This window comes from Planotetraspora mira, assembly GCF_016863275.1.
Classification (GTDB): domain Bacteria; phylum Actinomycetota; class Actinomycetes; order Streptosporangiales; family Streptosporangiaceae; genus Planotetraspora; species Planotetraspora mira.
In genome coordinates this window covers 1-13,914 of sequence record NZ_BOOO01000031.1, presented here as the reverse complement: position 1 = coordinate 13,914, position 13,914 = coordinate 1, and the positions used below count along the sequence as shown (strand labels likewise).

Annotated in this window: 13 protein-coding genes; 12 read left to right on the top strand and 1 reads right to left on the bottom strand. The window is 69.4% G+C overall.

Annotated elements, in window-relative coordinates; genetic code table 11:
* Nucleotides 1–56: 56 nt before the first annotated feature.
* The 4 genes from Pmi06nite_RS25940 (at nt 57) to Pmi06nite_RS25925 (ending at nt 4,927) form a co-directional block, all read left to right on the top strand.
* Nucleotides 57–1,376: an MFS transporter gene (locus tag Pmi06nite_RS25940; RefSeq protein WP_203955737.1), complete on the top strand. Its 1,320-nt coding sequence runs from the start codon at nt 57–59 to the stop codon at nt 1,374–1,376.
* A gap of 293 nt (nt 1,377–1,669) precedes the next feature.
* The gene (locus Pmi06nite_RS25935; protein WP_203955736.1) at nt 1,670–2,299 is read left to right on the top strand and encodes a TetR/AcrR family transcriptional regulator; all 630 of its coding nucleotides are present in this window, start codon (nt 1,670–1,672) and stop codon (nt 2,297–2,299) included.
* A gap of 228 nt (nt 2,300–2,527) precedes the next feature.
* Nucleotides 2,528–4,015: an MFS transporter gene (locus Pmi06nite_RS25930; protein WP_203955735.1), complete on the top strand. Its 1,488-nt coding sequence runs from the start codon at nt 2,528–2,530 to the stop codon at nt 4,013–4,015.
* A gap of 135 nt (nt 4,016–4,150) precedes the next feature.
* Nucleotides 4,151–4,927: an SDR family NAD(P)-dependent oxidoreductase gene (locus Pmi06nite_RS25925; RefSeq protein WP_203955734.1), complete on the top strand. Its 777-nt coding sequence runs from the start codon at nt 4,151–4,153 to the stop codon at nt 4,925–4,927.
* A gap of 17 nt (nt 4,928–4,944) precedes the next feature.
* Here the strand turns inward: Pmi06nite_RS25925 and Pmi06nite_RS25920 are convergent, their stop codons facing one another.
* Nucleotides 4,945–5,796 (bottom strand): MaoC/PaaZ C-terminal domain-containing protein, encoded by an 852-nt coding sequence (locus Pmi06nite_RS25920; protein ID WP_203955733.1) that lies wholly within the window; start codon nt 5,794–5,796, stop codon nt 4,945–4,947.
* Between the two features lie 211 nt (nt 5,797–6,007).
* Between Pmi06nite_RS25920 and Pmi06nite_RS25915 the strand changes: the two genes are divergently transcribed.
* The 8 genes from Pmi06nite_RS25915 to Pmi06nite_RS25880 all read left to right on the top strand — a co-directional run.
* The gene (locus Pmi06nite_RS25915; RefSeq protein ID WP_203955732.1) at nt 6,008–6,886 is read left to right on the top strand and encodes an SDR family NAD(P)-dependent oxidoreductase; all 879 of its coding nucleotides are present in this window, start codon (nt 6,008–6,010) and stop codon (nt 6,884–6,886) included.
* A gap of 24 nt (nt 6,887–6,910) precedes the next feature.
* Entirely contained in the window at nt 6,911–7,708 is a 798-nt protein-coding gene (locus Pmi06nite_RS25910; RefSeq protein WP_203955731.1) for an SDR family NAD(P)-dependent oxidoreductase, read from the top strand.
* A gap of 21 nt (nt 7,709–7,729) precedes the next feature.
* Nucleotides 7,730–8,152 carry a Zn-ribbon domain-containing OB-fold protein gene (locus Pmi06nite_RS25905; RefSeq protein WP_203955730.1) on the top strand — a complete coding sequence of 141 codons (423 nt, stop codon included), beginning with the start codon at nt 7,730–7,732 and terminating at the stop codon, nt 8,150–8,152.
* Nucleotides 8,152–9,297, top strand: a complete 1,146-nt coding sequence (locus tag Pmi06nite_RS25900) for a thiolase C-terminal domain-containing protein (protein ID WP_203955729.1) — start codon at nt 8,152–8,154, stop codon at nt 9,295–9,297. The genes Pmi06nite_RS25905 and Pmi06nite_RS25900 overlap by 1 nt, the downstream gene beginning before the upstream one ends.
* On the top strand, nt 9,294–10,022 hold the full coding sequence (locus Pmi06nite_RS25895; RefSeq protein ID WP_203955728.1) for a PHP domain-containing protein: 729 nt from the start codon (nt 9,294–9,296) through the stop codon (nt 10,020–10,022). Before Pmi06nite_RS25900 ends, Pmi06nite_RS25895 begins: the two co-directional genes overlap by 4 nt.
* 49 nt (nt 10,023–10,071) lie before the next feature.
* Entirely contained in the window at nt 10,072–11,055 is a 984-nt protein-coding gene (locus tag Pmi06nite_RS25890; RefSeq protein WP_203955727.1) for an alpha/beta hydrolase, read from the top strand.
* A 385-nt stretch (nt 11,056–11,440) separates the two neighbouring features.
* Nucleotides 11,441–12,973, top strand: a complete 1,533-nt coding sequence (locus Pmi06nite_RS25885; protein ID WP_203955726.1) for a flavin-containing monooxygenase — start codon at nt 11,441–11,443, stop codon at nt 12,971–12,973.
* Nucleotides 12,974–13,626: 653 nt separating this feature from the next.
* A partial coding sequence (locus Pmi06nite_RS25880; RefSeq protein ID WP_203955725.1) for an Hsp70 family protein occupies nt 13,627–13,914 on the top strand: 288 nt, incomplete at its 3' end.

Genomic DNA, 13,914 nt, shown 5'->3' with positions numbered 1-13,914 from the left:
GAGTCTCCCTCTAGAACTGGTCACGAGGGCCCCAGCTCGACCAGAAAGGCCTAGTCATGAGACTGTCCTATGTCCGTGAGCTCGGCGAGTATCCGACCGGCGCCCGCCGCATGAAGATCCTCACCATGGCCGTCCTGGCCATCCTCATCGGCTCCTACGAAGCACAGATCGCGCCCGTGGTGCCACTGCTGCTCAAGGACCTGCACATGTCCTTGGCGACCTATGGTGCGGTGTCAGGAGTCGCGGTCGTCGCCGGCGCCATCGCCTCCGCGGTGGGCGGCAGGCTCACCGACCGGCTCGGCCGCGTACGGCTGCTGGTCCCGCTCATGCTTCTGACGGCGGTGTGCTGCTTCGCGATGACACTCGTCAACAGCCCGCGCGACCTGCTGATCGCCCGGATCGTCCTGTCCGTCATCGACGGCGTGGCGATGGCGAGCACCGCGCCGCTGGTGCGCGACTTCTCCCCGCGCCTCGGCCGCGCGCAGGCGTTCGGCTTCTGGACATGGGGACCGGTCGGGGCGAACTTCCTCGCCGCCGCCCTCGCCGGCTGGACGCTGCCGATCTTCAACGACTCCTGGCGATCGCAGTTCGTCATCATGGGCTGCATCTCCCTGGTCATCTCCCTCGTCATCGCCTTCAACATCGCCGACCTGTCGCCTGAGTTGCGCGCCCGCATCCAGCACACCGAGAGCGACGCCGCCCACGTGGTCGACCTGGCTCAGCCCGCCAGGGTCCGGGCGCTGTTCGCCCAGCGCAACATCTGGGCGCACGTGATCGGCATCTCCCTCTGGCTGGTCCTCTACATCACGTTGTCGCTGTTCGGCCAGACCATGCTCGTCGGAGCGCTGGGCATCACCACCGCGCAGGCGTCCACGGTCATGACGGCCTTCTGGATCCTCGACCTGGCCGTGCTGGTCGTCATCGGCCGCATCTCGGACCGGACAGGGCTCCGCAAGCCGTTCGCGCTGGGCGGCACGGTCGTGGGCGTGGTCATCACCGCCTACTTCGTCTATCTGCTGGGTCAGAAGGACGTCTCGCTCGGTCTGCTGATGATCGTGGGCGCGCTGCTCGGCGGGGCCCTCGCCGTCGCGTACGCCCCTTGGATGGCCAACTACTCCGAGGACGCCGAGGACGTCGATCCCAGGCTGCAGGGCACCGCCTGGGGTCTGTTCGGCTTCATCACCAAGGCCGTCGCCGTCGTCGGCCTGCTGATCATTCCGCCGGTGGTGGAGAGCACGAGCTGGCAGACCTGGCTGATGATCTCACTCGGCTGTCTCGTGCTGTACATCCCCACGATCTTCCTGTTCAACGGTCCCTGGCGGCGCGCTTCCGTTCCCGCCGCCGTGCACGCTCCGGCCGTGCTGAACGTGGATTGACGCGAACGCGATCGGGCGCGCTCCCCGGGAGCGCGCCCGATCAGGCGTTTCCAGCGGCCTGGTTTCCGGAGTGTCCGTTCGCCGGCGGCCGCATGAGGTCTGGCGTTCTTCGGCGGTGAGCGGGAAAGCCGACCATCGAAGGTTCGCTTCATACCCATTGTCCTGCCGCTTTGATGGGTGCCAATTTTTTGGAACGCGGCTCTGGCAATACCCTCGGATTGTGACCCGGGAGCGAGAAGCCGCGGGAATTCAGCGTTGTGCTCATTCAACGGAACAGTGAATCGGGGGCGGTGATGGCACGCAAGGCGAACGGCGGTGGCGCCTGGCGATGGAGCCGTACCGCGGAGACCCGGCGGGTGCTCCTCAACGCCGCCCGTGAGGTCTTCTGCGAGCAGGGTTTCACCGACGCGAGCATCTCCGATGTGGTCAGTCGTGCCGGCTCGAGCACCGGCAGCCTCTACCACCACTTCGGAGGAAAGGCCGAGTTGTTCCTCGCGTTGTGGGAGGACCATCGGACCACTCTGGAGCAGGCCGCTGCGGCCGCGGTCGCCGAGGCGCGCGCGGGCGGCGAGGACGACCCGCTCAACCTGTTCATCGCGGGCGCCCACGCGTTCCTGGAAGGGTCGTGGCAGCGCCGCGACCTGACCCGGCTGTTCATGGACGGGGACGCCCCGCCCGGCTTCGAGCTGATCCGTCGCACCAGCGGCCGGGAGTGGGTCCGGCAGAACGCGGTGCTCCTCGGCGCCGGCACCAGTTCGGTCGACCGGATGACCGTCATGGTGCTGACCGGGCTCATCGGTGAGGCCGGCCGGGAGATCGCCACGTCGGCGAGCAAGCGGGAGGCCAACCGGATCGCGGACGCCGCGATCGTGCTGATCCGCCGCCTCGACCCCCTCGGTCGTACGGCTGAGCCTGCGACCTGACCCGGCGGAGCCCCCGTCGCGTGAGCCGCATGGCGGCCACGACACCCTTCGAGAACGTTCGCCGGGCCTGCGCGTGCGCTGCCGGCCGGTCTACTCCCGAGTCGACCTCGGCACTGGCATGTCGCGGAGATCGCTCTATTATCGAATGAGATTCTAGTATCTCGCTCTACAACGAGTTCGCGATGCGGTGTGCGAGACGGGCATCCAGCGCGACCGGGAGGAACGCCGATGACCGAGCCGACCGAGCAGGCGCGACTGGGTTATGCGTGGCGGGTGTTGTCGGTCGTGAGCTTGGCGAGCATCCTGATCGCCCTGGGCAGCAGTTCGCTGAACGTGGCGCTGCCGGAGGTGGTCAGGCACTTCCACGCCAGTGCCGCGGCCGCGAGCTGGATGTTGTTGTCGTTCATGCTGGTCACCACGGTGTCGATGGTGGTGTTCGGGCGCCTGGCCGACATGTTCGGCCGCCGCTCCATGTATCTGTGGGGGCTCGCCACCTACACCGGCGCCAGTCTGCTGCTGGGCTTCTCCCCGGACGAGTGGTACGTCGTGGGCCTGCGGGTGGTGCAGGCGGCCGGGGGCGCGATGTTGCTGACGAACAGCGCCGCGCTGCTCACCGACGCCTTTCCGCGACGGCACCTCGGCCGGGGCATGGGGGTCTACATCGCCTCCTTCTCCGTCGCCCAGCTCGTCGGCCCCACCTTGGGCGGCTTCCTCACGCATCGGTTCGGCTGGCAGTGGGTCTTCTGGTACAACGTGCCGGTCGGGCTGATCTGTCTCGCCTGGGGCTGGGTCACGCTGCGCCGCACCGAGGGATCGGCCAGAGACCGGGGCATCGACCTGCCGGGCAACCTCCTGGTGCTGGTGTCGCTGGGCGGACTGCTGTTCGGGCTGTCCCAGGCCGGTGACCGCGGCTGGACGGACCCGGTCGTCCTCGGTGGGGTGGTGGTGTTCGCCGGTCTCGTTCCCGTGTTCGTCCGGGTCGAGCGGCGCAGCCGGCATCCGGTGGTCGACGTCGGACTGTTCGCCGACCGGGTGTTCGGCCTCAACCTGCTGGCCTCGTTCCTCAGCACGGTGGCGAGGATGGCGGTGGTCCTGCTGATCGCGCTCTTCTATCAGGCGGTGCACGGTGAAGACCCGGTGTCGGCCGGGCTGAAGGTGCTGCCGCTGTCCGTCGCCATGATGATCGCCTCGGTGTGCGCGGGGCCACTGCACGCCCGGCTCGACGCTCGGACCGTCGGCCTGCTCGGCAATGTCACCGGCACCGTGGGACTGGTGGTGCTGCTCTCGTGCATCTCCGCCGACGTCGGGTACGTGCCGATCTGTGCCGGCATGGTGCTGGTCGGTGTGGGCGCCGGGATGTTCCTGCCCGCCACCGCCACCGCCCTGCTGGACGAACTGCCCGCGCACCGGGTGGGCATCGTCAACGCCATGCGGCTCATGGTGCAGAACGCCGGAGTCGTGGTGAGCACCGCGCTGGCCCTGTCCCTGGTCACGGGTCCGTTGCCCGCCTCCCTGCGGCCAGAGGTCTTCGCCGGCACCCTGTCTCGGGTCTCTCCCGCGGATGTCGGCCACCTGGTCACCGGTTATCGGCTCACGCTGGGGGTGCTGACGGCGGTCTCCCTGCTCGCCGTGCTCGCCTCGTTCGGCGGCCGCCGGAAGGCCGGCGGCGAGGACCTCCGGTCCCAGCCCGAGACGTTGGCCTCCACCCCGGGCTGACGCGCCGGATGATCGGCGGTATTTTAGAATTTTCCTCTAGAATTTGTTTCATGTGAGATTCGTCAGAATGGGCGGGTTCCGGCTCTGCCGGGGGCAGCAGAAAGATCACCAAGAAGGCTGGTGCAATTTCTCGTGATGGGCTTTCAAACCGACGACTACGCGGTGGAGTTCAGCCGGCGGGTCGTCCTCGTCACCGGCGGCGCGTCCGGAATCGGCCTGGCCGTCGCGCGACGTCTGGCGGCCGGAGGCGCGGCCGTCGCCATCGCCGACCACAACGAGGCGGGCGCCAAGCAGGCGGCCCAGGAGCTGATCGCCGCCGGTGCGCGAGCGCTCGCGGTGCCCGTGGACGTGACCGAACCCGAGTCCGTCCGGGCTGCGGTCGACGTCACCATGGAGGACCTGGGCGGGCTGCACCTGGCCGTCAACAACGCGGGAGTGGCCGGGAACATCGGCGGGCACACGGGCAACTACGACCTCGCGGACTGGCGCCGGGTGATCGCCACCAACCTCGACGGCGTCTTCTACTCCCTGCACTACGAACTGCCGGCGATCCTCGCCTGCGGCGGTGGTGCGATCGTGAACATGGCCTCCGTCCTGAGCGCCAACGGCCTGCCCGGATCCGCGGCCTATGTCGCGGCCAAGCACGGCGTGCTCGGGCTGACGAAGACCGCCGCGCTGGAGTACGCGCCGCTGGGCGTGCGGATCAACGCGGTCGGGCCCGGTTTCGTCGACACGCCGCTACTCGCGGGAGTGGACCCCGACCAGAAGCAGGCGCTGGCCGGGCTGCATCCCGCCGGCCGGATCGGCCGCGCGGAGGAGGTCGCCGAGTTGGTGGCGTTCCTGCTCTCGCCGCGCGCCTCCTTCGTGGCGGGCAGCTACCACCTCGTGGACGGCGCCTACTCCGCCCGCTGAACTCCGGCCGTCCGCGGTCACCCCGGGGCGATGGTCGCGGTGCCCCGGTCGATCACGACCGTGCCGTCCTGCTTGGCGGTGCGGAACATCGCGGTGTCGCCGTCCACCCACATCGACACGGTCAGGGACTCCCCGGGGAACACCGGTGCGCTGAACCGGCCCGACATTCCGGCGAAGCGCGCCGGGTCGGAGCCGGCGAGGGTGTGCAGCAGGGCGCGCCCGGTCACCCCGTAGGTGCACAGGCCGTGCAGGATCGGGCGGTCGAACCCGGCGCGCGCGGCGAACGCCGGGTCGGAGTGCAGCGGGTTGCGGTCCCCGGACAGGCGGTAGATCAGCGCCTGTTCCGGGCGGGTCCGGTAGGTGACCTCGTGGTCCGGCGGCACGTCGGGCACCTTCCATTGCGAGCCCGGCCCGCGTGACCCGCCGAAGCCGCCCTCGCCCCGGATGAACACCGAACTGCGCGAGGTGATCATCGGCTCCGCCGAGTCCGGATCCACCGCGAGCGCCTCACTGACCACCAGGGCTCCCGAACCCTTGTCGTAGATGCCGGTGACCTTCGAGGTGATCCGGACCGTGCCGGCCGGCGGCAGCGGCCGGTGCAGCCGGAACTCCTGCTCGGCGTGCACGAGCATCGCCCGGTCGAAGTCCCCCAGATCCCGCCCGCGGGCGCCCTGCGCGGCCAGCACCGCGAACGTGGGCAGCACCTGTTGCCGGACGTCCGCGGAGTTCTCCGTCGTGAAGGCCAGTTCCCTGGTCGGATCGTCCAGCCCGGCGCCGACGCCCACCGCGTAGAGCAGCGTGTCCTTGCCGGTCCAGCTCCTCTCGACGGGCTCGGACTCGACGCCGATCACGTCGTGGTTCAGTGACATGTGCCCTCCTGGATGCCGATCCGCCCAGCCGGAAAATCCTAGAATAATATTCTATTATTGGATTCGTACGGCTTCCGCTGTCAAGACCGGCAGGGATGCGCCGGATTTCCGGCCGGACGATCAGTCCCCTCTTGACAGTGCCGCCCGTCGGCCTAGAAGCTAATTCCAGAACTTCATTCTAAAATCATCCACCGCAGAGAGGCGGGTGGCCATGGGCCGGCTGGACGGACGGGTCGCGATCGTCACGGGAGCAGGCAGGGGTATCGGTGCCTCTGTGGCGCGGCTGCTGGCGCGGGAGGGCGCCCAGGTCGTGGTGAACGATCTCGGCGTGCAACTCGACGGATCAGGAACGAACAGCGGGCCGGCGGCGGGAGTGGTCGATGAGATCACCCAGGCCGGCGGCAAGGCGATCGCCGACTTCTCCGACGTCTCCGACCACGCTGCGGCCGAGCAGCTGATCGGCACCGCGATCGGCGAGTTCGGCCGGCTGGACGTGCTCGTGAACGTGGCCGGCATCCTCCGAGACCGGATGGTGTTCAACATGGCCGAGCGCGAGTGGGACGACGTGATCCGGGTGCATCTCAAGGGCACGTTCAACACCACCAAGTTCGCCGCGGCGCACTGGCGCTCGCTGCGCGACGCCGACGCGCAGAACCGGATCATCAACTTCACCTCGGTCTCCGGGCTGCACGGGGCGCCAGGACAGCCCAACTACGCGGCCGCCAAGATGGGCATCGTCGGGCTGACCTACTCCTGCGCCAATTCGCTGGCCAGGTACGGCGTCACGACCAACGCCATCTCACCCGGCGCGGCGACGCGGATGACCGCTTCGATCCCGGACGACAAGCGCCGTTCCCCCGCATCCGCCACCGACGAACACTCGCCGGACAATGTCGCGCCGGTCGTGGCGTACCTGGCCGGCTCCGAGTCCGGGTGGATCAACGGACGAATCCTGCACTCGGCCGGGTACCAGTTGGCGCTGTACGACAACCCGCAGCCGATCAGCCGGATCGCCGGCACCGGCCCATGGGATCTCGACACCCTGTCCACCCAGATCGAGCAAGCCTTCGGCCCGCTGCTCGGCCGCTGAGGGCTGAGAGAGCTGAGGGCGGAGATGGGCGAACTCGACGGCCGGGTCGCACTCGTGACCGGGGCCAGCAGAGGCATCGGCGCCGCCATCGCGGCGCGGTTCGCGGCCGCGGGCGCCCGCGTGGCGGTCAGCGCGCGGACGATGGCGGCGGGCACGAGCCGGCTGCCCGGCACGCTGGAGGACACGGTGGGCGGCATCCGAGCCGCGGGTGGGACGGCGGAGGCCTTCGCGGCCGACCTGTCCGTGCCGGAGGACCGTGAACGGCTGGCCGAGCAGGTGCGCGAGCACTACGGCGACGTGGACATCCTGGTCAACAACGCCGCGGTCACCTACTTCACCCCGGTGGCCGACTTCACCGAGCGACGCCGGGCGCTCATGTTCGAGGTGCAGGTGACCGCGCCCATGCACCTGGCGCAACTGTTCGTCCCCGGCATGCGGGCGCGCGGGAGCGGCTGGATCCTGAACATCTCCTCCGTCGCCGCCCGGCACCCGGAGATGCCGCCGGGCCCGTACGCGGGGCGGGGAGGCACCGTCTACGGCATGTGCAAGGCGGCCATGGAGCGGTTCAGCACCGGACTCGCCGCCGAGCTCTACGCCGACGGGATCGCGGTCAACTCCCTCGCCCCGACCAAGGTGGTGCCCACCCCGGGCACGCTGTTCCACCACCTGACCACTGAGGACGACCCGAACGCGGAGCCGCCGGAGGTGATGGCCGCCGCCGCACTGGCCCTGTGCCGGGCCCCGGCGAGCGAGCTGACCGGCCGTATCGCCTACTCCCAGCAACTACTGGCCGAACTCGGGATCGCCCGTCCCACTCGCTGAAATCGTCCACGAAGGAGTTCCGTGTCCGCCAGAGCAAAGCCAGCACCCGTGCCGACACCGGAGACGCAACCCTACTTCGACGCCGCCGCCGAGGGAGAGCTGAAGATCCAGCGCTGCCTCGACTGCGGCAAGCCGTTCTTCTACCCGCGACCGTGCTGCCCGTTCTGCGCCTCCGACGCGCTGGAATGGATCACCACCAGCGGCCGCGGCACGCTGTACTCCTACACGATCAACCACCGACCGGCTCCCGGCTTCGAACAGGACGCTCCGTACGCGATCGCGGTGGTGCAGCTGTCCGAGGGCCCGCGCATGATGGCGAACATCGTCGGCATCGAGAACACCCCGGACAACCTGGTGCTGGACATGGACGTGGAGGTCACCTTCGAAAAGCGCGGTGATGTGACCATTCCCCAGTTCAGGCCGGCGGGAAGGGAGGCGATCTGATGGCACGGGGCGACGTGGTGATCGTCGGCGCGGCCGAAACCGACGAGGTCGGCGTGCTGCCCGGGCACTCCACACTGCGGTTGCACGTGGAGGGCGCCCGCAACGCGGTGTCCGATGCCGGCCTGCGCATGTCCGACATCGACGGCATCGCCAGTGTGTCCGCCCCCGGCCCGATCCAGGTGGCGCACACGCTGGGCATCAAGCCGCGATGGATCGACGGAACCGGAGTGGGCGGCACCTCGTTCCTGCTGCACGTCCGGCATGCGGTCGCGGCGATCCGAGCCGGCCACGCGACCACGGTTCTGGTCACCCATGGGGAGTCGGGCAGGTCCCAGGTCGGTTCCGCGCGCGGAGCCCTGCCGGCGTCGAGCCCCAACGCCCAGTTCGAGGCGCCGTACGGGGTCCTGGGGCCGCCGACCATGTTCACGATCCCGTTGCTGCGGTACATGAAGAAGTTCGGGCTGACCGCCGAGCAGTTGGCCTACGTTCCGGTGGCGCAGCGCAAGTGGGCGGCCCGCAATCCGCGGGCCCGCTACCGCGAGCCGATCACCGTCGAGGACGTGCTCAACTCACGGATGATCTCCTACCCGCTGCACCTGCTGGAATGCTGCCTGGTCACCGATGGCGGCGGCGCACTGGTCATCACCTCGGCCGACCGGGCGGGGGACCTGCCGCAGCCCCCGGTGCACATCCTGGGAACGGGGGAGACCTTCGAGTCGCCGCTGATCTCCCAGATGGAGGACTTCACCACGTCCGCGGCGTTCCGGCGATCCAGCGCCGAGGCGTTCGCGGAGGCCGGCATCACGCACGGCGACGTCGACCATCTGATGATCTACGACGCGTTCGCGCATGTGCCGATCTACGGATTGGAGGACATGGGTTTCGTCGGCCGCGGCGAGGCCGGGGCGTTCATCGCCGAGGGCAACACCGAGCCCGGCGGAAGGCTGCCGCTGAACACCAACGGCGGAGGGCTGTCCTACACCCACACCGGCATGTACGGCATGTTCCTGATCCAGGAGTCGGTGCGGCAACTGCGCGGGCAGGCCGCGGCGCAGGTGCCGGGTGTGGAGATCAGCGTCGCCCAGGGCAACGGCGGCATGTTCACGGCCGCCGGAACGCTCGTGCTGAGCAACCGCACGCCGTGATCGCCGCGCCGGACCCGTCCCGGCCCGTCCCGCCGGGCCGGGTCCGGGTCGACTGCCATGTGCACACCGTCGAATCCGGTGACGCCGTCACCACACTCGACCAGTTGGCCGAGCGGGTGGCGGTCCACCGGATCGACGTGGTGTGCATCACCGACCACAACCACCTGGCGGGCACCCCGGAGAGGCTCTCCCGGGCGATCGGCGCGCGGGCGGTGCTCGGCGAGGAGATCCGCACCCGCTCCGGCGAACTGATCGGCCTGTTCCTCACCGAACGCGTGCCGTATGTGCTGCCCGCCCGCGAGGTGGTCGAGTTGATCCGCGCGCAGGGCGGCATCGTCTGCGCGCCGCACCCCTACGACCCGCTCCGCGCCGGCGTGGGCGCCGACCTCGACGCCATGTGCGACGCCGGGCTGATCGACGCGGTCGAGGTGTTCAACGCCAAGATCGCCGACCCGGAACACAACCGGGCGGCGGTGCGCACCGCCCGGGCGTACGGCCTGCCCGGTACCGTGGGCTCAGACGCGCACGACCCGCCGGGGGTCGGCGCCGCCTACCTTGAACTGCCCGACTTCGACGGTCCGGGGTCCTTCTTGGACGCCCTGCACGAGGCGGAGCACCGCGGCGAGTACAGGCCACACGCCCCCCGCTACATCCCCGGTCCTCCGGCGGCGTCACGGTCCGGCCGAGATCTCGGATCCCGCGGCCACGCACCGGATTCCGCGTGAGACGCCGCGTTTCACATAAGACGTGAACAGCTATCGAGGATGGGTCCCGATGCCTCTTGACCTGCAGATACGCGCGATGCTTGAGCGTGCTGCCGCTGCCCCCGCCATCCCGTTGAGCCAACTGCCGCCCGCCGTCGTCCGCGACGGTTTCCTGGCGTCCATTCTCGCCTCGCTCGGCGAGGGCTACGAACCCGTCCCACTGGCCGAGGTCCGCGACCACACGATCGACGGCTCCGTACCGGTGCGGATCTACCGGCCGCGAGCCGAAGCCACGAGCGTCCCGGTCGTCGCGTTCGCCCACGCGGGCGGATGGGTGCTCGGCGATCTGGAGACCCACGACGAGGTCTGCCGCCACCTCAGCCGCTCGCTGCCGGCCGTGGTCGTCGCGGTGGACTACCGCCTCGCGCCTGAGCATCCGTACCCGGCCGCCGTCGACGACTATTGGACGGCGGTGTGCTGGCTCGCCGAACACGCGGCCGAGCTCGGCGGAGACGCCGACCGCCTCGCCGTGATCGGCGACAGCGCCGGCGGGAACCTCGCCGCCGCGGCCGCACTGCGCGCGCGGGAGGCGGGCGGCCCGCACATCGCGGTCCAGGCGCTGGCCTACCCGACGGTCGACGCGACACTCGAATACGGCACACGGCCGGGGGGTTCGTACACCACCTGCGGTGAGGGCTACGGGCTCACCCTGTCGACCATGCGGTGGTTCGTCGACTGCTACCTTCCCGACCCCGCCGCCCGCACCGCCCCGGACGCCTCGCCCCTGCTCGCCGACGACCTGTCCGGTCTGCCGCCGGCGATCGTGGCCACCGCGGAGTACGACCCGTTGCGCAGCGAGGGCGCGCACTACGCGCACCGGCTCGCGCAGGCCGGCGTCACCGTCACCCACCTCGACGCCGGCGGGCTCGTGCACGGCTTTCTCTATCAGACCAGGGTGTCGCGCTCGGCGGACCGGGCCAGACAGGCGTTCGTCGACGCCGTTCGCGAGGCCCTCGGCGCCCGGCTCGACGACTTGACGGAGGTGCAGGCGTGACCGGAACGACCACCACAGAGCCGATCGCCGACGGAGACGACGCCATCCGGCGGGCACTTCTCGACGCCGAGCTTCCCCCGCTGCTCGCGGCCCTGGCCGTCGCCACCGGTGATCCGGCCCTGCTTCCCGGCCACCTCCGCCCGGCCACGATCAACAGGCTGGTGCCGCAGGGCGGCTACTCGGCGGAGCAGCAGGACGAGGCGCGCTCCCTCGCGTTCACCACGCTCACCGCGATCCGCGACGGCCGCCTCACGCCCCGGCGAACGTCGGCGGGCGACGACGAGATGCTGCGAACGGCGGGGTTCCTGGCCGGCACCGACGCCGAGCGCTACCTGCCGCTGCTGATGGACGAGCTCGCCGCGCCGGACGACCCGGCGGCCCCCCGATGGCACAAGGGGGAGCTCGCCCCCGATCGCCCCTTCCACGTCGTCATCGTGGGCGCCGGGATGCCGGCCTGCTCGCCGGGCACCGGCTGGACCAGGCCGGCATCCCGTACACGATCGTCGAGAAGAACGACGACGTGGGCGGCACCTGGCTGGAGAACACCTATCCGGGCTGCCGCGTCGACGTCAGCAGCCACCTGTACAACTACTCCTTCTTCACGCACGACGACTGGCCCCACTACTTCTCCAGCCAGGACGTCCTGCTGGACTACTTCCGGCAGTTCGCCGACCGCAACGGCATCCGCGAGCACATCCGGTTCGGTACGGAGGTCCTGGCGGCCGAGTTCGACGACGACACGTGCACGTGGACGGTCCGCGTGCGGACGCCGAGCGGCGACACCGAGGTCCTCGGCGCCCAGGCGGTCATCTCCGCGGTCGGCCAGCTCAACCGCCCCTCCTACCCGCGCATCGAGGGCAGGGACGACTTCACCGGGCCGAGCTTCCACTCGGCGCGCTGGGACCACGGCATCGACCTGGACGGCAAGCGGGTCGCGGTGATCGGCACGGGAGCGAGCGCCTTCCAGTTCGTGCCTGAGATCGCCCGCACCGTCGGCAGCATGGTCGTCTTCCAGCGCACCGCCCCCTGGCTGGGACCGACACCCGACTACCACGCCCCCGTCTCGAACGGCCTGCGCTGGTTGTTCCGGCACGTCCCCGGCTACACGCAGTGGTACCGCTTCTGGCTGTTCTCCAGTTCGGTGGAGGGCGGACTGCCGACCGTGGACGTCGATCCCACCTGGCGGGGCGGCGAACGTTCCGTGTCCGCCTTCAACGACGAACGACGCGCCCTGCTGACCATGTACCTGGAGCACATGTTCGCCGACCGCCCGGACCTGCTGCGCGCCGCGATCCCCGACTACCCTCCCGGTGCCAAGCGGATGCTGCGCGACAACGGAGTGTGGGCCGCGGCGCTGAAGCAGGACAACGTCGAACTGGTCACCGACCCGATCAGCCGCATCACCGAACGCGGGATCGCCACCGCGGAGGGAGAGTACGAGGCCGACGTCATCATCTACGCCACGGGATTCTCCGCCTCCGACTTTCTCCTGCCGATGACGGTGACCGGTCGCGACGGGGTGGACCTGCACAAGCGCTGGAACGGCGACGCGCGCGCCTACCTCGGGATGACCGTGCCGGGATTCCCCAACCTCTTCCTGATGTACGGGCCGAACACCAACATCGTCGTCAACGGCAGCATCATCTTCTTCTCCGAATGCGAGGCGCACTACATCCTCGAATGCCTCCGCTCGCTCCTGTACGACGGGCACCGCGCGCTGGACTGCCGGGAGGAGGTGCACGACGCGTACAACGAGATGATCGACGCCGCCAACCGGCAACGGGCCTGGGGTGCGTCCGCTGTGAACAGTTGGTACAAGAACGCCCTCGGCCGCGTCTCACAGAACTGGCCGTTCACCCTCATGGAGTACTGGGAGCGGACCCGGACTCCCGACCTCGGCGACTACGACCCACTCTGACTCAGGCTTCGGGTCACGTGGTGCCCTTAAAGCAGAAAGCCCCGCATGGGGCGAGGCCTGCCGCTTTGGGGCACATCAGGTTTCGACGCTGATCCCGGGCATGGGGCAGAGCATCTTCCTTGGCGGCCGATGAAGCGGTATGGGGGAGACGGTGCCGGTTGATGCCGGACATGCGGGCCCGCGGGCAGAGGTCCATGGGTCTTTCGTGAACATAGGTGGAGTCCGTCAAGGGACGTGCCCGCCTTAGTTGTTTGATCCAAAAATGGGGATCTGAGGGTTTCGGGAGAGGCATGCGCACGCTTTGGCTGGATATGTAGAGGGTTCGGGGCAGGCCGCCCATCTGTGCGCGGTGGCCGATGGAGCGGTGGCGAGGCTTCTCGCCAGTGTGGCGAGGTTTCTCGGCCGGAGGGACAACCGACCATCGGGAGGTTGATCCATGAGAACCCGGAACGAACGCGAGTCGCGCAACACGGTTCCGCCGATGAGGCCCGGCGGGGGCTGATCACCGCCCGGGTGTCCACGAAGACCTTCAAGTAGCGGTCACGCATACGGAACGGACCTCCTGGCCGGGAGCCTTCGGCGGCGCATTCCGGCGGAGACCGGCGGAACCGGGGCCGGGAGGGACGCTCGGGATTCGTGAGGGGATTAGGGAGATGGCGAAGGCAGTAGGCATCGATCTGGGCACGACGAACTCCGTGATCGCGACGACCGAGGACGGCCATCCGACGGTCATCCCGAATGCGGAGGGGGCGCGGACCACACCATCGGTGGTGGCCTTCACCGAGCAGGGTGAGGTCCTGGTCGGCCAGATGGCCCGCCGCCAGGCGATCCTGAACCCGAAGGGCACGATCTATTCGGCCAAGCGGTTCATGGGCCGCCGGTTCGAAGAGGTGCACGACGAGATCAGGGCGGTCTCGTTCGACGTCGCGCCGGGCCCCGAC

Coding starts and splice junctions, on each gene's coding strand:
- Pmi06nite_RS25925 (WP_203955734.1), top strand. CDS start 4,151: ATGGGCTTTCAAACCGACGACTACGCGGTGGAGTTCAGCCGGCGGGTC.
- Pmi06nite_RS25930 (WP_203955735.1), top strand. CDS start 2,528: ATGACCGAGCCGACCGAGCAGGCGCGACTGGGTTATGCGTGGCGGGTG.
- Pmi06nite_RS25890 (WP_203955727.1), top strand. CDS start 10,072: ATGCCTCTTGACCTGCAGATACGCGCGATGCTTGAGCGTGCTGCCGCT.
- Pmi06nite_RS25885 (WP_203955726.1), top strand. CDS start 11,441: ATGGCACAAGGGGGAGCTCGCCCCCGATCGCCCCTTCCACGTCGTCAT.
- Pmi06nite_RS25900 (WP_203955729.1), top strand. CDS start 8,152: ATGGCACGGGGCGACGTGGTGATCGTCGGCGCGGCCGAAACCGACGAG.
- Pmi06nite_RS25915 (WP_203955732.1), top strand. CDS start 6,008: ATGGGCCGGCTGGACGGACGGGTCGCGATCGTCACGGGAGCAGGCAGG.
- Pmi06nite_RS25940 (WP_203955737.1), top strand. CDS start 57: ATGAGACTGTCCTATGTCCGTGAGCTCGGCGAGTATCCGACCGGCGCC.
- Pmi06nite_RS25935 (WP_203955736.1), top strand. CDS start 1,670: ATGGCACGCAAGGCGAACGGCGGTGGCGCCTGGCGATGGAGCCGTACC.
- Pmi06nite_RS25910 (WP_203955731.1), top strand. CDS start 6,911: ATGGGCGAACTCGACGGCCGGGTCGCACTCGTGACCGGGGCCAGCAGA.
- Pmi06nite_RS25920 (WP_203955733.1), bottom strand. CDS start 5,796: ATGTCACTGAACCACGACGTGATCGGCGTCGAGTCCGAGCCCGTCGAG.